This is a genomic window from Burkholderia sp. 28_3 (assembly GCF_003253915.1).
Classification (GTDB): domain Bacteria; phylum Pseudomonadota; class Gammaproteobacteria; order Burkholderiales; family Burkholderiaceae; genus Burkholderia; species Burkholderia cenocepacia.
The window spans coordinates 280,515-297,987 of sequence record NZ_QKZF01000007.1; the positions used below are offsets into that span (position 1 = coordinate 280,515).

Sequence of the window (17,473 nt, forward strand, 5' to 3'; positions counted from 1 at the left end):
AGTCTCCGGAGGGAGGGCGGGGCCGGCCGGGGGCGAGGCGCCGCCGTACCGGGCGCAAACCGCCGGCCGGCGCGGACGCGGCGCGGCCGGCGGCGGTCGGTCGTCGAACGTGCGTCAGGTCAGCCGATCGGCCACTGGAGCACGACGATGCCGTCGTTGTAGTCGCTGTCGTGGCCGTCTTCCGACACGACGATCCCGAAGTTGACCGTGAACGGCGAGCCGTCCGACTTCTTGCCGTTGATCGGCGCGAGGCGCGCGTCGGTCGCCGACGGCTTGCCGTTCACCGACACTTCGAAACGGATCTTGCCGTTGCCGGAATTCAGCGTGGCTTCGCGCGGGCCGTCGCGCGTCGTCAGCTTGTGATACGCGGCGGGTTCCTGGCTGTCGCCGATAAACAATTTGATGTGCTGTTGCTCGGCGGCATTCGCGAAGAAAATCGCGCGGAAATCGGTATTCGTCGGAATCGAGAATTCGCCGGCGCGGTTGGATGACGTTTGAGAATCAGCCATGCTTTTCTCCTGTGGATTATTAGGTAAGGCCAGGGGCCTCGTCGCGCAAACGTTTGCCGTTTGAAACGCGACGTACCGAGCATGACGAAAAATAAATAAAAAAATATTCGTACGTGAATGGATATTGTTCAGTAAATCGAAAAGCAATGCCAATCGATTGAGTGAAATGTAGTTAATGAAGTGGATTTCGATATATTCGATAAATTATATCGATGCGTGTATCGTTTTCCTGAACGATGCGCGAGCGGGGCGGGAGAGGCGGAGGGCAATCGGACTTCGGAGCAGACGCTCGGCGTTCGCATATGGCAGCGTTTCGTTTCAACATCAGCATCTCTGTCGTGGCCGCGCCCACCGGCCACCGTCGAACGCCCACACCGAAGCCCGATTGCAGGGAGGGGTGTGCGGCGACCGGCGAAGAGGATGGACCGACTCACTCCGAACATGAATAGGGCCTCACCGGCGCCGCACCCGTGAAGCATATCGATGGGGCCAGCCGCCGCCTATCGGACTGGACTGATTCTGCGCCAACGCGCGTGTCGGGGGACGACGCGGAATGAATGCGCCCGGTTGACAGCCGTGGCCACCCTGTGATTTGATGCCGGTCATGCACGCCGCCCAGTTCCTCTTCTCGCTACGACTACTAGCCCGCTTCTCCGGGCTGGGTCTGCGGCTGCGCGCTTTCCATCTGCTTCTTTCCTGAAGCGCCAGATTTTCCCCGCATCACCGACCTGGCCCCGGTTGTCGACCGGCGCCTGAGTTCGTCTTTCTTCCGTCACCACTCCGCTCCGTCCCGGTCGCCCAACCGCCAAGGCCGTCGTTTGCCGTACCGCTTTGCCGTTGTGCCGCTTTTTTGCCGTTTTTACCGCTGCGCATGGACCCGGCTCATCACGCCGATGGCCGCCGCGCCGCGCTTCGCCGACAAACAGACCGAGGACCGACATCATGATGCTGAAAAACCCCGCGACCAAATACCGACCGTTTACGCCCGTCAACCTGCCCGACCGCACGTGGCCGTCGCGCACGATCACGCAGGCGCCGATCTGGATGAGCACCGACCTGCGCGACGGCAACCAGGCGCTGTTCGAGCCGATGGACGCCACGCGCAAGATGCGGATGTTCAAGACGCTGGTGGCGATCGGCTTCAAGGAGATCGAGGTCGCGTTCCCGTCCGCGTCCGAAACCGACTTCAACTTCGTCCGCGAACTGATCGAGGGCGGCCACATTCCCGACGACGTGACGATCGAGGTGCTGACGCAGGCGCGCGACGACCTGATCGAGCGCACCTTCGCGTCGCTGCGCGGCGCGAAGCGCGCGATCGTGCACCTGTACAACGCGACCGCGCCGGAATTCCGCAAGATCGTGTTCAGCCTCGATCGCGACGGCGTGAAGCAGCTCGCGGTGAACGCGGCGCGCACGATCAAGCGATGCGCCGATGCGGCGACCGACACGCAATTCACGCTGCAGTACAGCCCGGAAACGTTTACGGCGACCGAACTCGATTTCGCGAAGGAAGTGTGCGACGCGGTGTTCGACGTGTGGCAGCCGACGCCCGAGCGCAAGTCGATCGTGAACCTGCCGGCCACGGTGGAAATCGGCACGCCGAATTACTATGCGGACCAGATCGAGTGGATGCACCGCAACCTCGCGCGCCGCGATTCGCTGATCCTGTCCGTCCACCCGCACAACGACCGCGGCACCGCGGTCGCGGCGGCCGAGCTCGCGGTGATGGCTGGCGCCGACCGGATCGAGGGCTGCCTGTTCGGCAACGGCGAACGCACGGGTAACGTCGACCTCGTGACGCTCGCGCTGAACCTGTACACGCAGGGCGTCGATCCGGGCCTCGATTTCTCGCAGATCAACGAAGTCGCGCGCACGTCCGAGGAATGCACGCAGTTGCCGGTTCACCCGCGCCATCCGTATGTCGGCGACCTCGTGTTCACCGCGTTCTCGGGCTCGCACCAGGACGCGATCAAGAAGGGCTTCGCGGTTCAGCGCGCGGACACCGTATGGGAAGTCCCGTACCTGCCGATCGATCCGAACGACCTCGGCCGCACGTACGATTCGATCATTCGCGTGAACAGCCAGTCGGGCAAGGGCGGGATCGCGTACCTGCTCGAACAGGGCTACGGCGTCGCGTTGCCGCGCCGCATGCAGGTCGATTTCAGCGCGGCCGTGCAGCGCCTGACCGACGAGAGCGGGCACGAGGTGACGAGCGCGCAGATCTGGGCGCTGTTCCAGCAGGAATACGTCGAAAGCGACACGCCGCTGCGTTATGTCGGCCATGAGCTGACCGAGCGCGACGGCCGCGAGACGATCGTGCTGACCGCCGACGTGCACGGCGAGCGCCGTGTGCTGCGTGGGGAAGGCAACGGCCCGCTCGACGCGCTGATGCATGCGCTGCACACGCCGCTGCGGATCCAGCATTACGAGGAACGCGCGCTGTCGCAGGGCGCCGATGCGAAGGCGATCGCGATCGCCGAACTGGCCGGCGCGGGCGTGCGCGGCAGCGCGTTCGGTGTGGGGGTCGATGCGAACCTGACGACCGCGTCGATTCGTGCGGTGATCAGCGGCGTGAACCGTGCGTATGCGCGCGCGGATGAGGTTGTGCAGGCAACCTTCTTTGCCGGACAGCCGGCGGTGCAGGCCGTCGCATAAGCGGGTCGAAACCCGGGCGGCAGGGCCGGCCCGGGTTGTTTTTTCAGGTCACGGCGCGCGCACGCCGTCAGGGCAGCAGCCCGAGCATCGCGGCCTTGGTGGCCGCATGCGTCTTGTTCATCGCGTCGAGCTTCACGACGGCGTTCTGCAGGTGGAACTTCACCGTCCGCTCCGCGATCCCGAAGATCATCCCGATTTCGTAGGCCGTCTTGCCGTCGGCCGTCCACGCCAGCACCTCGCGCTCGCGCAGCGTCAGCCCGGTGCCGACCGGCGCGATCGGATCGGCGAGGCGCGGCATCAGGTACGCATGCGCCGCATGCGAGAGGCTCGCGCACGGTGCGCGCAATCGCGAGATTTCATCCGCGTCGAGCGGCGTCGTGTCGCGCACGAGCGTCAGCACGCCGAGATTGCCGGCCCGGTCGTAGCCGCCGTGCGACCAGCCGTAACGCATCCCGAAGCACGCCGCGTCGTGCCAGAACGCGGTGTCGCCCGGTTCGTCGAACGCATTCCATACGACCGGCCGCGGCTGGCTCGCGACCCGCTTGATGATCGGATCGATGGTGACGTAGCCGAATTTCACATAACGGTGTTCCCATTCGCGTGGATGATTGCCGACGATCTGCAGGTCGGGCCGGGCGAGCGGCAGCGTGCGGCGCAAGCCGTACACGCAATACTGGAATCCGAGCGCGACCGCGGCGGCGGCAATCGGCGGGAACGCGGCTTCCGCGGTGGGTGCGCGCTGTAGTGCGTCGAAACAGTCGTGCAGTATTGTCAGGTCCATCGGTGATCCTCGTCGGTGTGGGCGGGCCGTGCATTGCGGCCCGCGCGTATCCTGTTCAAAAGGACAGTTTTGAGGCGAAGCCGACGCCGGTTTAATGGCGGCTGTTCGCACGACGGGCCCGCTTGTGCGGGCACTGTCCCCCCGTCGTTTCACGTGTTGCGGTACCCCTCCGGTTTCGTACCAGGACTGATCGACCATGACCAGCGTTCAAGACGTGCCTCTCCTCGCACGCGCCGGTGCGCGCGCGTTCGCCTTCGGCGGGATCCGCGCGATCGAACCGCCCTGCGCGTCGGCCCCCGCCCGCGCGCTTGCTCACGAGTATGCCCCGCACGCGCATCAGGCCGGGCAACTATTGTTTACGACGCGCGGCGTATTAGTACTCGACGTCGAAGGCCAGCGCTGGATCACCCCGCCGCTGCGCGCGATCTGGATTCCGGCGCGCACCGTTCATGCGATGCGCGTGGCCGACGACGTCCAGCTCTGCTCGCTCTATCTCGGCGACGCGCTCGGCGCGCGGCTGCCGGCCACGCTGTGCGCGATGACCGTCTCGCCGCTGCTGCGCGAGCTCGCCACGCGCGTGTCGCATCCGTTCGATTGCAGCGTCGACCACGATCCGCTCGCGCGCCTGTTCGCCGACGAACTGAGCGAACTCGCGCAGACGCCGCTCACGTTGCCGTTGCCGCGCGATCGGCGCCTGCTGAAGCTGTGCGAGCGACTGCAGCGCGAGCCGCACTGCGAACTGCCGCTCGACACGCTCGCACGCGACGCCGCGCTGAGCGCGCGCCATCTGGCGCGCCTGTTTCGCAGCGAGACCGGCATGAGCGTGGCCGCGTGGCGCCAGCAACTGCGGCTGTCGATGTCACTCGCGCTGCTCGCGAGCGGCATGCCCGTCACGCAGGCCGCGCACCAGGTCGGCTATCGCAGCCCGACCACCTATGCGGCCACCTTCAAGCGCGCGTTCGGCGTCACGCCGAGCCAGTACCTCGCGGCGGCGGAAGCGGCGGCGCGCTGACCGCCGCCACTGCCGCCCCCGCCGCCGCGTTCAGCGGGCGGTCCAGCGCGGCACCGCTTCGAACGCATGCTCGATCGCATGCGCGATCCGGTCGACGTCCTCGCGACCGATCACGAGCGGCGGCGCGATCGCGAGCCGGTTGCCGAGCGAGCGGATCAGCACGCCGGCATCGCGCGCCGCGTCGGCCAGTGCGGCCGCATAGCCGTCCGACGGATCGATCGATTCGCGCGTGACCTTGTCCTTCACGAGGTCGATGCCGACCAGCAGACCCTTGCCGCGCACGTCGCCGACCACCGGATAGCGGTCGACCAGCGGCTGCAGCCGTTCCAGCAGGTACGCGCCTTCGCGCGCCGCATTGCCGGCGAGATCCTCGTCGACGATGATCTGCAGGTTCGCGAGCGCGGCCGCGCAGACGATCGGGTGGCCCGAGTAGGTGTAGCCGTGCATCAGCGTGCCGATGCCGCCCGGGTTGGAGGCGAACGCGTTCTCGATGCGACGGTTGACGACGGTCGCGCCGAGCGGCAGATACCCTGACGACACGCCCTTCGCCAGGCACATGATGTCGGGCGCGACGCCCCAGCCGCGGCTGCCGAACGCCGCGCCGGTCCGGCCGAAGCCGGTCACCACCTCGTCGGCGATCAGCAGCACGCCGTGGCGGTCGCACACTTCGCGCACCAGCGGCCAGTAGTTCGCGGGCGGCACAATGATGCCGCCCGTCGCCTGCACCGGTTCGGCGATGAAGGCGGCCACGGTATCGGGGCCCTGGAACAGGATCTCGCGCTCGACGAGCGACGCGCACAGGCGGCCGAGTTCTTCCGGGTCGTGCGTGAACGGGTTGCGATAGATCCACGGCGTCTCGACGTGGAAGCAGCCGGCGAGCGTCGGCTCGTAGTTGCGGCGGTAGACGGTGTTGCCGGTGACGGAGCTGCCGCCGAAGTGCGAGCCGTGATAGGCCTGGCGCAGCGCGATGAACTTGGTGCGCTCGGGCTGCCCGGACACCTTCCAGTACTGCCGCGCGATCATCAGCGCGGCCTCGATCGCGTCCGAGCCGCCGGAGCCGAAGATCACGCGGCTCATGTCTTCCGGCTGCAGCATGCCGACCAGCCGCGCCGACAGTTCTTCCGCGCGCGGATGGCTGAACCCGGCGAATACCGGGTGATATTCGAGCTCGTCGAGCTGCCGGACGATCGCTTCCTTGATTTCCCGCCGGCCGTGGCCGACGTACACGTTGAACAGCGACGCGACGGCGTCGAGATACGGCCGGCCGGTGTCATCGTACAGGTAGCAGCCTTCGCCGCGCGTGATGCGAATCGGCGAGCGCGACGCGGCCAGCGGATGTTGCCGGGGATGCCAGAAGCGCGATTCCGAATAGGACATGACAGGACTCCGTAGTGATTCGGTTTGACGGGGCAACACGGTGACGCAGGTGGCGCTCAGCCGGCGAGCGCCGCCGGTTGAAAGTCGAGCCGGCTCTCGAGCGCGCCGAGCGTCGCGAACGGTTCGTCGAGCGCGACACGCATGAAAGTCAGGAACTGGCCGACGTGGGCGTTCAGCGCATCACGGCTGTAGTACTGCGGACTCGCGTCGAAGTCGAAGCGCAGCGGTTCGCCGTTGCGGCGGTCGGTCAGGTTCACCATCAGGTCGTCGGTGGTGCCGACCGACAGGTTGTGCGACGTCGTCACGCAGTCGCCGAACCGCAGGTCGTAGTCGAACGCCATGATGTTGATCTCGGGGCCGAACACGCCCTGGCCGTTGTCGAGCGACGTCAGCTCGCGGTGCAGGTCGCCCATCCGGTAGCGCTGGTGCTGGCGCAGCGCGATCATCTCGCGGTTCGCCTGGCGGCACAGATCGTCGAGCGTGTGGCCCGGCTCGACATGCAGGCGCAGCGGCAGCATGTTCGCGCACTGCGCCGGCGTGCGGCGCTCGCGCGCCGACGTGCGCGCCATCGCGGCGACCGACAGCACGATGTCGTGCGCGCCGGTGTTCAGGTACAGGTACGCGGCGGTCAGCGCGGTGACGAGCCGCGGCACCGTCGACGTGAAGAGATCCCTGGCGACCGCCTCGAGGCGTGCGCTTTCGGCTGCGGTGGCGAGGCGCGTCTCGCGCAGGTCGGGCCCGTCGTCGCGCTCGGGAAAGCGTGCGGGGCCGGCGAGCGTGACCGTGCGCGGCTGGTCCGCGAAGCGCTCGAGCCAGTAGCGGCGATCGTGCGCGAACTGTTCGGACGCGCGGTACGCGTCTTCGTCCAGTTGCAGTTCCGCGAGCGACGCGAAGCGCGCGGGCGGCGCCTTGGCGCCCGAGGCGAATGCGTTGTACAGCTCGGCGGCGCGCGTGGCGATCAGGCTGCCCGAATAGCCGTCGACCAGGATGTGCGCGTAGCCGTGATACCAGTAGTAGTGATCCGGCGCGATGCGGTACAGCGTATGGCGGAAGAACGGCCCGCGCGCCAGCTCGATCGCGCCCGTGCAGTGTGCGCGCATGCCGGCGAGCGCGATGGCGTGCGCGTCTTTCGTGCCGGCGAGGTCGACGTGTTCGAGCGTCCAGTCGTCGGCGAGCGCAGCATCGAGCACGCGCACGGGCGTGTCGCCATCCAGCACGATCCGCGTCGTGTGCAGCGTCTGCGCCTCGCGGATCACCTGCCGCAGCGCGCGTTCGAATGCGCCGGTGTCGAGCGCGCCGCGAATGTCGAAATACTCGGCCGCGTAGATATGCGTCGACGGGACGGGATACGCGAGCGCGGCCTCCCAGAAATCCCGCTGCGGCGCGGACAGCGGCAATTGAAGCGTCGAATCGGTCACGTCGTTTCTCCTGGAAAGCTTATTCCGGTGGATGAATTAATTGCGCGTATTTGTTTAATAAAAAATACATATTCGCATCGTGCATTTCATTTTTGACGAATCGCAATTCTTATCCTAGACAGCCCGATTTGCGGCTGTCAATTCCGTGCGATTTTGTTGGTAATGCGTCAAAGCCTTGACGGTAAAGGCTTTCGTGGATGGGTGAGTGGTCTGGTCCGGAAAGAATATGAGAATGTCCGTTTTGAATAGGCGGCAAATTTGCAGCTTATTTAGCATCGACGCCTGAAATTGCTGCGCAAGCCGAAAACGGCATGCAGGCAATTCGCCGGAAACGGTTTCCGGCGCCGGAAGCCGGCGCAGTGGGCTGGCGCGAGCGGACATTACTAGGAGAGTCCCGTGAATCAACTGGAAGGGCTGGAGCGAAAAATCGGCGAGCAGCACGAGCGGCTCGCGCATCATCCGGTGTTTGGATCGATCCGTACCATCGACGAGCTGCGCGTGTTCATGGAATGGCACGTATTCGCCGTGTGGGATTTCATGTCGCTCGTGAAGCGGCTGCAGCAGGACCTGACCACCGTCGCGGTGCCGTGGGTCGCACCGCGCAACGCGAACGCGTCGCGCCTGATCAACGAGATCGTGCTCGGCGAGGAATCGGACGAAACGCCGAACGGCCACATGAGCCACTACGACCTGTACCTGCACGCGATGCGCGATGTCGGCGCGTCGACGTCGCGCATCGAGGAAATGGTGTCGCTGGTGCGCTCGGGCTTCTCGGCGTCGGCCGCGCTGAAGGCCGTCGATGCGCCGGAGCCGGTGATCCGCTTCGTCGAGGCGACGATGGCCGCGTGCACGTCGGGCGCGACGCACCAGGTGCTCGGCAACTTCTTCTACGGCCGCGAGAACGTGATTCCCGACATGTTCCGCACGCTGCTCGACGAATGGAAGATCGAGCGCTCGTCGATTCCGCTGCTCGTGTATTACCTCGATCGCCACATCGAAGTCGATTCGGGCGAGCACGGGCCGGCGGCGCGCGCGATGATCCGCGAGGCGGCCGACGGCGACGCGGCGAAGCTCGAGGAAGCGCTGCAGGCCGGACTCGATGCGATCGACGAGCGCATGCGCCTGTGGGACGGGCTGCTCGCGCATCTCGGCCAGACTCGCAACGTGGTGCCGGCATGAACGCGCGCGGGCTGTCGGAGCGCATCGTCGATTTCGCGGCGCTCGAGTGGGAGCACCCGGCGGCGTTCGAAGACGGCATCGACCAGGTCGTGCTCGTCGATACGCTGGACGAGCACGCGAAGCGCGGCATCCGAACCCGGATCGTGCGGTTCGATCCCGGCGCGGGCACGCGCGTGCCGTTCCTGCACGACTACCACGAGGAAGTGCATCTGATCGACGGCGACCAGAGCCTGGTCGACGTCGCGACGCGCGGGTACCGCGCGACCTATCGGGAAGGCAGCTACTTCGTGCGTCCGGCCGGCACGCCGCATGGCCCGTTCCGCAGCGACGCGGGCTGCCTTCTGCTCGAAATCCATTACTACGGTTCCCCGGAGGACACTCGATGACGACCGCCGTCACCTACGTGAGCCACGTCGATCGCTGGGAGGCGCGCGCGACCGTGCGATCGCGCCCGCGGCGGATCGTCGAGGACGACGAACTGCGCTACTACCCGCTCGAACGCCAGCCGCTGTGCGCGCACCCGGCGATCGTCGACGCGGGCGATGCGGTGCGCGATTTCGTCCTGCTGCAAAGCTTCTACAAGTACATTCAGGACGTGATCATCTTCGAGACGGAGATCGTCAACGCCACCGCGTTGCGGATCGCGCGCGGCCGCTTCGCGCACCCGTTTCCGTTCGCATGCCGGCAGGATGCGATGACAGTCGTGATCGACGAGGACTACCACGCGTACGTCGCGATGGACTACCTGCGGCAGGTCGAGGAGGCCACCGGCATCGCGCCGCTGCCGCCGAACAGCGAGATCGAGTTGTCGCGGGCGATTCCGCGCGCGGTCGAGCGGGTCGGCGCGCAGTACCGCGACGGCATGGAGCTGATGTGCGTCGCGATCTCGGAGAACACGGTCACGGCGGAAGTCGCGGCGTTCTCGCGCGACGCGACGCTCAAGCGCTCGGTGAAGGGCGTGATGGCCGATCACCTCGCGGACGAAGGCCGTCACTCGGCGTTCTGGATCAATCTCGTGAAGCTGTACTGGTCGGAGATCGACGAACCCGCGCGGCTCGCGCTCGGCGAAGGGCTGCCGTGCTTCCTGCGCGAATACCTGAGCGCCGACCTGCAACTGCAGTTCGATCGCCGCCTGATCGATGCGCTCGATCTGCCGGCCGCTGAGCGTGCGCGGATCGCGGACGACATGGTCGGCGCGTATCCGATCACGAGCCAGCATCCGATGATCGTCAACATCCGGCAGTTCTTCCGGATGAGCGGCCTGCTCGATCACGCGCCGACCCGCGCGGCCTTGTCCGACTACCTGTGAGTCACGTCGTTGACGTCCTCCTCCGCTGCGCCTCAAGGCGGAGGATTCCCACACCTGGCGATGCACGTCCGCATCGGAGAATGTTCAGCGCAGCGTTGGTATCTCGATCATGCTCGACACCACAGTCACTGCAGGCCCACTCTCTTATTCGCAGTCCCGCGATACCTTTCGGCCGCGTCGTGCTGTCTTTCGATCCGCACGACGAACAGGACTGGGTCGAACCGTTTTCGTCGACTTCCTCGAACGTGACTCCGTGCGCGATCGCTTTGTAGCGGAGCTTGTTTCGGAAGGACGACCAGGACGCGTCGTAGACGTTCTTCGCCATCCTGGTTCTGGCGAGTTTCGCAGCCGACACATTGCCAACCGCGATGTAATCGAAGCGCCGCACCAAATCGAGCGCGAGCTTGTGCTGGAAATCGGCGCGGGCATTCGCGACCTTGGCGTGCAGCTTCGCGATATGCCGCTTGTGCTTTCGCGCCTGCTGCGCTTTCGCGAGCTTTTCCGCCGCGCGTCGGCCGAACCGGTCATTCGGCAGTTTTTCTCCGGTCGAAAGGGTGGCGAAGTCTTTCAGGCCGAGGTCGATGCCCACACCGGAACGGATAGGTCGGGCCGGAACATCCGGCGTCTCGATCACGATATTGAGAAACCAGTTGCCGCGTGCATCCTGCGCAAAGTTGGTCCCGTCCTTGATCTTGCCTTCGGGAAGCGGGCGGCTGTTGAACACGCGAAACGTATTGCCGGCGAAACAGAACGCGTCACCCTCGCGCTTCAGGTCACGGCCCTTCAGCGGCACCCAGCCCAGCGATTTTCTGCCGCGATAGCGCAAGTAGGGCCGACGGTGCTGACTGCGCGACTTCGCGTATTGCTCGCACGTCGCGTTGACCGTGCCGGAGTGAATACCGAGTTCCTTGCTGCTGCCGGTCGTCAGCACGTTCAGGTCAAATCCTGTAGGCCACTTCTTGCCCCACTTCAGCGCGTGCTTCTGCGTGTCGTTGCAGAAGTTCCACACGTAGTTCACCGCGCGGCTCTGCTTGTTAAGCAGTCCGTTGAGCGACTTCACGCGGTAGCGGTAGACGAGGATCATGTCGGCCATACTAACCCGTGGAAGAAGCTGCCTGTCAACAGCACTCCTTTCCTTCCCGCCATCCGCCCCGAAGGAACTCCCCTTAGGGGAAATGGCGCGGTTTCTCGGAGCAAATTCTGATGAAAGCGATCATCATTGCGATCGGCGGCCAGACCCGTCTCGCTGCACGGCTGGCGACCGAACTCGAGGCGACCGGCCATACCGTCTGTATCGCCGACGGCCGCGACGGCCCGCTGCGCGACGCGGCCGATGCGCTGCTGCTGCCGGCGCCGGCGCCCGACACGTTACGCAACGCGGCCGAGTGGTCGATCGTCTGCGGCGCACCGGACCCCGCCGTGCATTGCGTCCATGCACGGCCGCTGCATTGCGAGATCGTCGCCGATGCGTTTCCGCCGCGCGAGGTACGCGTCGCGTGGCTCTCGGATGCGGCGCCCGGCGACACGCGCGTGTTGGCCGACGCGACGCTCGCGTTCGGCGCGGCGCTCAACGGCGCCGACCTCGCGGACGAGATCGCCGCGTGCGCGGTCGATCTGATGCACGAAGTCGCGAGCGGGATTGCGCGCGAGCTGAGCGATCCGAACGACGCGCCGCGCGCCGCGCCGCCGGGGCCGGCCGATATCGTGCTCGATCTCGAACGGCTGGCCGGCTGGCACGCGTCGAACGACACGGCCGCGGCGTGGCCGAGCGAGCCGTCGCTGCCCGAACTCGTGTCGCGTGCGGCGGCCGCTGCGCCGGACGCCTGCGCGCTCGTCGCGGCTGACGGCCAGCTGACCTATCGCGAGCTGGTCACGCGTGCCCGCCAGGTTGCCGCGCGTATCGCCGCGCGGCCGGCCGCGCCGCGCATGGTCGCGGTGCGGCTCGACAAGGGCGTCGCGCTGTACCCGGCGATCGTCGGCGTGCTGGGCGCCGGCGCGACCTGCGTGCCGCTCGATCCGGCGTTTCCGCCCGAGCGGGCCCGCACGATCCTGCGTGAATCGGGGGCGCAGGCGCTCGTTGTCGACGGTGCGGTCGAGCCGGCACTGCTCGACGGATTCGACCTCGACGTGATCGACTGCGGCGCGCACGCGAAAGCGGACGCGGACGCCTCGCCCGATGCGCTGTCCGGCCAGTGGCCGCTCGAGCGCGATGCGGATCGCGCTGCGCGCTGCGCGGTCGCGATCTACACGTCGGGTTCGACCGGCGTGCCGAAGGGCGTGATGCTGTCGCACCGGAACATCGTGCAGTTCTGCCACTGGTATCGCGCGCACGTGTCGCTCGACGCGTCGTCGCGCGTGCTGCAATTCTCGACGGTCGCGTTCGATGCGTCGCTGCTCGACATGTTTCCGACCTGGCTCGCCGGCGCGACGCTGGTCGCGCCGAGCGAAGCGCAGCGCCGCGAACTCGACGCGCTCGCGATGCTCGTCGCCGACGCGCGCATCACGCACGCATTCCTGCCGCCCGCGCTGCTCGCAGCGCTGCCGGATTGCGACTGGCCCGCGCTCGCGCATCTCGTTACGGGCGGCGACGTGTGCGACCCCGACACGATCGCGCGCTGGAGCGCGAACCGGCGGCTGCACAACATCTACGGCCCGACCGAATGCACGGTGCTCGCGACGACGGGCGAACTGCGCGCCGGCGACAGCAACCGGCGCATCGGCCGGCCGATCGCGAACGCGCGCTGCCATGTGCTCGCGGCCGACGGCCGGCCGGCGCTCACCGGCGAGGAAGGCGAGCTGTGCATCGCCGGCGCGGGCGTCGGGCTCGGCTATCTCGGCCGGCCCGATCTGAGCGCCGAGCGTTTCGTCGCCGATCCGTACGGCACGCCGGGCGCGACGATGTACCGGACCGGCGACATCGCGAGCTGGGAGCCGGACGGCACGCTGCGTTACGTGGGCCGCCGCGACGCGCAACTGAAGATTCGCGGTTTTCGCGTCGAGCCGGGCGAGATCGAGACGGCCGCGCTGGCGGCGGGGCTGTACCGCCAGTGCGCGGTGGTGCCCGACGAGCGCAAGCGCATCCGGCTGTTCGCCGCGAAGCCGGTCGACGCGGCGGCGACGCCCGATGCGCTGCGCGCCGTGCTGGCCGCCACGCTGCCCGACTACATGGTGCCGTACGACATCACGGCGCTCGACGTATTGCCCGCGACGCCGAACGGCAAGATCGACCGCGCCGCACTCGCGCGCCTGCCGGTGTCGCGTGCGGGGAGCGACACGCGCGACGCACCGCGTGGCGCGCTGGAGCTTCGTCTCGCCGCGATGTGGGCGACGCTGCTCGAACTCGCGCCGGACGAGATCGGTCGCGACGCGTCGTTCTTCGAACTGGGCGGCCATTCGTTGCTGGTGTCGCGGCTGATGCTGGCGGTGAAGCGCGAACTGGGCGGCAACGCGGCGCTCGCGCGTTTCATGGAGCGGCCGACGATCGCCGCGCTCGCGGCGCTGCTGACCGACGAAACGGGCGAGCGCGGCGCGAACGTGCCGGCGCGCGTGCACGACGATCGCCGCCTGCCCGACGACGTGCGACTGCCGGCCGGCCAGCCGGCGGGCGACGGCCCCGGCGCGGTGCTGCTGACCGGTGCGAACGGCTTCCTGGGCAGCTTCATCCTCAGCGAGCTGATCAGCCGCACCAATCAGATCGTCTACTGCGTCGTGCGCGGCGACGACGATGCGAGCGCGCGCCGGCGGCTCGACGAAGCGGCGTTCGTCAACGGGCTCGGCCATCTGTGCGGGCATCCGCGCGTGCGGGTGCTGCTCGGCGATCTCGGCGCACCGCGCCTCGGGTTGTCGGATGCGGTGTGGCAGACGCTCGCGGCCGAGGTCGGCGCGATTCATCACAACGGCGCACACGTGAATCACGTGTACGACTACCCGTACCTGCACGCGGAGAACGTCGGCTCGACGCTCGAACTGCTCCGCCTGTGCTGCAGCGGCCGCCGCAAGGCGCTGCATTTCGTATCGACGCTATCCGCGGCGAGCGCGACGGGCCCGACGGGCCGCCTGATCGAGGCGGCCCCGTCGGAGGCCGGCCCTGCCTTCGTCAACAACGGCTACAACCTGACGAAGTGGGTGTCCGAGCATCTCGTTGCCGAAGCGGCTGCGCGCGGGATCGACACGACGATCCTGCGGCCCGGCAACATCACGGGCCATTCGCGCACGGGGCTGTGCCAGCCGGGACGCAACCGGATCCTGCTGCTGCTCAAGGGCGCGGTGCAGCTCGGCTGCGCGCCGCTCGCGAGCGAGGGCGGGCTGTTCGACCTGAGCCCGGTCGATTACCTGGCGCGGGCGATCGTCGCGTGCACGCTCGACGGTGCGCGCACCGAGCGCGTGTTCCATCTGCACAACCCGCGTCCGCTCGACTGGGCCGGCTACCTGCGCGCACTCGCGCGGCGCGGCTATCCGCTGCGATTCGAGGCGCCCGAGGTCTGGCGCGAGCGGCTGTTGTCGATCGACGAATCGAATGCGCTGTTCGACGTCGTCGCGTTCTATCTCGACGACCGGCAGGACGATATCGGCGACATGGCCGTGATCGATCACGCGCGCACCGAGGCGACGCTGCGCCGGCTCGGCGTCACGTATCCGGACAAGGACGACGCGCTGCTCGATGCGCACTTCGGCTATCTCGCCGAATGCGGTTTCATGCCGCCGCCGCCCGAACCGGCGCCGCGCGCGAACGACGCCCGTCGCGACGCCGAGCCCGAACCCGCGTGGTGAAGACGTACCCCGTTTGATCAATCGCTGTCATCGCATCATTCATCAAGGAGGCATCATGCTGCAACGTACTGCAACGCAACCCCGTCCGTCCACGCTCGTCTACGCGCCGCAAACGCCGATCCTGTCCGGCTCGGCCGATCTCGACGTGCCGGCGCGCGACGCGTGGCGCGTGGTCGGCGATTTCGCCGGCTTCTCGCGCTTCATCACGGGGCTCGACCATACCGACATGATCGGCGAAGGCGTGCGCTCGCTGCGCATCAAGCATTTCGCGGACGGCAACGTCGTCGTCGAACAGCTCAACAGCCACGACGACGAAGCGATGGTGATGACGTGGAGCCTGATCCACACGTCGTTCGACATCGGCAATCTGTGGGCGCTGATGCGCGTCGAACCGCGCGGCGACCACGCCTGCACGGTGACGTGGGACATCGCCGGCGAACCGTCGCACGGCGGCGCCGCGCGCCAGCCGGAATTCGATGCGTTCGTTACCGGCTTCCTCGACATGGCGATGACGAACCTGCGCGCGCTATTCAAGCCGCAGTAACCGCGCATCGCCCGCCGGCGCCGTGCCGCTATGCGGCGGCGCCGGCCCACGCGCCGGCCTTGCCCGGCGCGTGGCTTTTTTTCCCGGCCGGTGATGCGCATGCGTCGTCGTGCACCTGGGCGAACGCATCGCGCAGCGCGGCCTTCATGAAGTCGACCCATGCACGCGTTTTCGCATCGAGATGCTGGCGCGACGCGTACACCAGGAATACGCCGATTTCTTCCGCTTGGTAGTCGGGCAGCACGCGCACCAGCGCGCCCGAGCGCAGGTCGGCCGCGGCGACGAAGTCCGGCAGCAAGCCGATTCCCGCGCCTTCGCGCACTGCGATTGCGAGCGACGCGGCGACGTCGGCCGTCATCGACGGATCGACGTCCACCGTTTGTGCTTCCGCACCGTTCCACAGCGTCCAGATGCGCTCGTGATACGCGGGCGCGACCAGTTGCACGCAGCGATGGTGAACCAGCGCGCCCGGCGAATCGGGCATGCCGTGCGCATCGAGATACGCGGGCGACGCGCACAGCACGCTGCGGATCCGGCCGACGTCGATCGCGACCTGCTCGGAACTCGGCAGGCTCGGCATCGCGATCACCGCGACGTCGTAGCTGTCGCGCACCAGTTTCGGCAGGTGCGGCGCGAGCGTCAGGTCGACGGCCACGTCCGGGTAGCGCGCCTGGAATTGCCCGATCAGCGGAATCACGAAATGGTTCGCGATGCTGGCGCTGCAATGCGCGCGCAGCCGGCCGTGCGGATGCACGCGCGCGTCGCGCGCCTCGCGCTCGCTCGCATCGACGGCCAGCGTGATGTCGCGGGCGCGCGCCAGATAGCGCTCGCCCGCTTCGGTCAGGCACATCGAACGCGTCGTGCGGTTCAGCAACCGGATGCCGAGACGATGCTCGAGCGACGCGACCAGCCGGCTGACGTGCGCGGTCGTGATGCCGAGCCGTTTGCCGGTCTCGGTGAAGGTGCCCGCGTCCGCGAGCGTGACGAACGCCTGCATGCTTTGAATCAGATCCATCGGGATGACGAAACCTCCGGCTGGCCGTATGGCAATGCCGCTACTGTAGCGACGGCCACGGCACGCTGCGCGCGCGCATCAGCGATCGATCGTCGCAAAACGGACAATCGACGCGGATCAGCGCCGCCGGAAGTATTCGCTCGGCGCGACGCCGAGCGCCTTGCGGAACATCGCCGCGAACGCGCTGGGGCTGTCGTAGCCGTGTTCGAGCGCGAGTTCGAGGATCGGCGTGCCGGCGGCGAGGCGCGGCAGGCTCAGCAGCAGCCGCGCGTGGCGGCACCATGCGCCGTGCGTCATGCCCGTTTCGCGCTTGAACGCACGGGCGAGCGTGCGCTCGTTCATGTGCGCGTCGCGCGCCCACGCCTGCAGCGTGACGGCCGACGACGGGTCATTGATGAGCCGCGTGCACAGTGCGACGAGCGCGGGATGGCGCGGCATCGGCACGTGCAGCGACAGCGACGGCGCGATCTCGATCTCGTCGAGGATCAGCGCGAGCACGCGGCCCGCGCGGTGCGACAGGTCGTAGTCGGCGGGCAGGTCGCAGGCCGTCACGATCAGTTCGCGCAGCAGCGTGCCGACTTCGATCACCCGGCATTCGGCCGGCAGGCTCGGCCGCACTTCGGGGCCGACGAACACGGTGCGCATCTGCACGTCGCCGGCCGAGCGGATCTCGTGCTGCGTGCCGCCCGGCACCCACACCGCGCGGCCCGTCGGCACGACCCAGCTGCCCGCGTCCGCGTGCACGATCATCACGCCGGAAATCGCGTGGATCAGCTGGCCTTGGCGGTGCGAATGCGGCGGGTACGCCATGCCCGCCGGCGAGTCGGAGGCGACGACGGCGATCTGCTTGTCGCGCGCCTGGCGCTCGAGTGCGATGAAGAAATTTTCCAATTGATCTGAATTG

14 protein-coding genes are annotated in these 17,473 nt (G+C 67.4%); 7 read left to right on the plus strand and 7 right to left on the minus strand.

Going from position 1 to position 17,473, the window contains the following annotated elements; translation table 11 throughout:
* Positions 1-119: 119 nt before the first annotated feature.
* Complete coding sequence (locus DFS13_RS18110) at positions 120-509, minus strand: fucose-binding lectin II (RefSeq protein WP_111441949.1); 390 nt, start codon at positions 507-509, stop codon at positions 120-122.
* A gap of 945 nt (positions 510-1,454) precedes the next feature.
* On the opposite strand from DFS13_RS18110, the gene leuA reads away from it, so the two are divergent.
* Entirely contained in the window at positions 1,455-3,164 is a 1,710-nt protein-coding gene (leuA, locus tag DFS13_RS18115) for a 2-isopropylmalate synthase (protein WP_181461619.1), read from the plus strand.
* Positions 3,165-3,231: 67 nt separating this feature from the next.
* Here leuA and DFS13_RS18120 read toward each other — a convergent pair whose 3' ends face one another.
* Positions 3,232-3,945, minus strand: coding sequence for an autoinducer binding domain-containing protein (locus tag DFS13_RS18120; protein ID WP_048984192.1), 714 nt, complete (start codon positions 3,943-3,945; stop codon positions 3,232-3,234).
* 196 nt (positions 3,946-4,141) lie between these two features.
* On the opposite strand from DFS13_RS18120, the gene DFS13_RS18125 reads away from it, so the two are divergent.
* Complete coding sequence (locus DFS13_RS18125) at positions 4,142-4,957, plus strand: helix-turn-helix transcriptional regulator (RefSeq protein ID WP_006490827.1); 816 nt, start codon at positions 4,142-4,144, stop codon at positions 4,955-4,957.
* Positions 4,958-4,987: 30 nt separating this feature from the next.
* Here DFS13_RS18125 and DFS13_RS18130 read toward each other — a convergent pair whose 3' ends face one another.
* Both DFS13_RS18130 and DFS13_RS18135 read right to left on the minus strand, forming a co-directional pair.
* Positions 4,988-6,334 (minus strand): aspartate aminotransferase family protein, encoded by a 1,347-nt coding sequence (locus DFS13_RS18130; protein WP_060212115.1) that lies wholly within the window; start codon positions 6,332-6,334, stop codon positions 4,988-4,990.
* Positions 6,335-6,390: 56 nt separating this feature from the next.
* A complete protein-coding gene (locus DFS13_RS18135; protein WP_048984196.1) occupies positions 6,391-7,752 on the minus strand; it encodes a condensation domain-containing protein in 1,362 nt (453 codons plus the stop codon).
* 396 nt (positions 7,753-8,148) lie between these two features.
* On the opposite strand from DFS13_RS18135, the gene DFS13_RS18145 reads away from it, so the two are divergent.
* From DFS13_RS18145 to DFS13_RS18155, 3 genes are read left to right on the plus strand one after another with little or no spacing between them, the layout of a single operon-like run.
* Positions 8,149-8,931 carry a DUF3050 domain-containing protein gene (locus DFS13_RS18145; protein WP_111441950.1) on the plus strand — a complete coding sequence of 261 codons (783 nt, stop codon included), beginning with the start codon at positions 8,149-8,151 and terminating at the stop codon, positions 8,929-8,931.
* Positions 8,928-9,317, plus strand: a complete 390-nt coding sequence (locus DFS13_RS18150) for a cupin (protein ID WP_048984200.1) — start codon at positions 8,928-8,930, stop codon at positions 9,315-9,317. The genes DFS13_RS18145 and DFS13_RS18150 overlap by 4 nt, the downstream gene beginning before the upstream one ends.
* Entirely contained in the window at positions 9,314-10,240 is a 927-nt protein-coding gene (locus DFS13_RS18155) for a diiron oxygenase (RefSeq protein ID WP_048984203.1), read from the plus strand. Before DFS13_RS18150 ends, DFS13_RS18155 begins: the two co-directional genes overlap by 4 nt.
* Position 10,241: 1 nt before the next feature.
* Here the strand turns inward: DFS13_RS18155 and DFS13_RS18160 are convergent, their stop codons facing one another.
* The gene (locus DFS13_RS18160) at positions 10,242-11,324 is read right to left on the minus strand and encodes an RNA-guided endonuclease TnpB family protein (RefSeq protein ID WP_060212243.1); all 1,083 of its coding nucleotides are present in this window, start codon (positions 11,322-11,324) and stop codon (positions 10,242-10,244) included.
* Between the two features lie 119 nt (positions 11,325-11,443).
* On the opposite strand from DFS13_RS18160, the gene DFS13_RS18165 reads away from it, so the two are divergent.
* On the plus strand, positions 11,444-15,010 hold the full coding sequence (locus DFS13_RS18165; protein WP_060212113.1) for an amino acid adenylation domain-containing protein: 3,567 nt from the start codon (positions 11,444-11,446) through the stop codon (positions 15,008-15,010).
* Between the two features lie 55 nt (positions 15,011-15,065).
* Positions 15,066-15,554 carry an SRPBCC family protein gene (locus DFS13_RS18170; protein ID WP_006491040.1) on the plus strand — a complete coding sequence of 163 codons (489 nt, stop codon included), beginning with the start codon at positions 15,066-15,068 and terminating at the stop codon, positions 15,552-15,554.
* A gap of 28 nt (positions 15,555-15,582) precedes the next feature.
* On the opposite strand, the gene DFS13_RS18175 is transcribed toward DFS13_RS18170, so the two are convergent.
* Complete coding sequence (locus tag DFS13_RS18175) at positions 15,583-16,569, minus strand: LysR family transcriptional regulator (protein ID WP_060212110.1); 987 nt, start codon at positions 16,567-16,569, stop codon at positions 15,583-15,585.
* 117 nt (positions 16,570-16,686) lie between these two features.
* Entirely contained in the window at positions 16,687-17,460 is a 774-nt protein-coding gene (locus DFS13_RS18180; protein WP_027813636.1) for a helix-turn-helix domain-containing protein, read from the minus strand.
* Positions 17,461-17,473 lie beyond the last annotated feature (13 nt).

Coding starts and splice junctions, on each gene's coding strand:
- leuA (WP_181461619.1), top strand. CDS start 1,455: ATGCTGAAAAACCCCGCGACCAAATACCGACCGTTTACGCCCGTCAAC.
- DFS13_RS18125 (WP_006490827.1), top strand. CDS start 4,142: ATGACCAGCGTTCAAGACGTGCCTCTCCTCGCACGCGCCGGTGCGCGC.
- DFS13_RS18165 (WP_060212113.1), top strand. CDS start 11,444: ATGAAAGCGATCATCATTGCGATCGGCGGCCAGACCCGTCTCGCTGCA.
- DFS13_RS18160 (WP_060212243.1), bottom strand. CDS start 11,324: ATGATCCTCGTCTACCGCTACCGCGTGAAGTCGCTCAACGGACTGCTT.
- DFS13_RS18110 (WP_111441949.1), bottom strand. CDS start 509: ATGGCTGATTCTCAAACGTCATCCAACCGCGCCGGCGAATTCTCGATT.
- DFS13_RS18130 (WP_060212115.1), bottom strand. CDS start 6,334: ATGTCCTATTCGGAATCGCGCTTCTGGCATCCCCGGCAACATCCGCTG.
- DFS13_RS18155 (WP_048984203.1), top strand. CDS start 9,314: ATGACGACCGCCGTCACCTACGTGAGCCACGTCGATCGCTGGGAGGCG.
- DFS13_RS18175 (WP_060212110.1), bottom strand. CDS start 16,569: ATGGATCTGATTCAAAGCATGCAGGCGTTCGTCACGCTCGCGGACGCG.
- DFS13_RS18120 (WP_048984192.1), bottom strand. CDS start 3,945: ATGGACCTGACAATACTGCACGACTGTTTCGACGCACTACAGCGCGCA.
- DFS13_RS18150 (WP_048984200.1), top strand. CDS start 8,928: ATGAACGCGCGCGGGCTGTCGGAGCGCATCGTCGATTTCGCGGCGCTC.
- DFS13_RS18170 (WP_006491040.1), top strand. CDS start 15,066: ATGCTGCAACGTACTGCAACGCAACCCCGTCCGTCCACGCTCGTCTAC.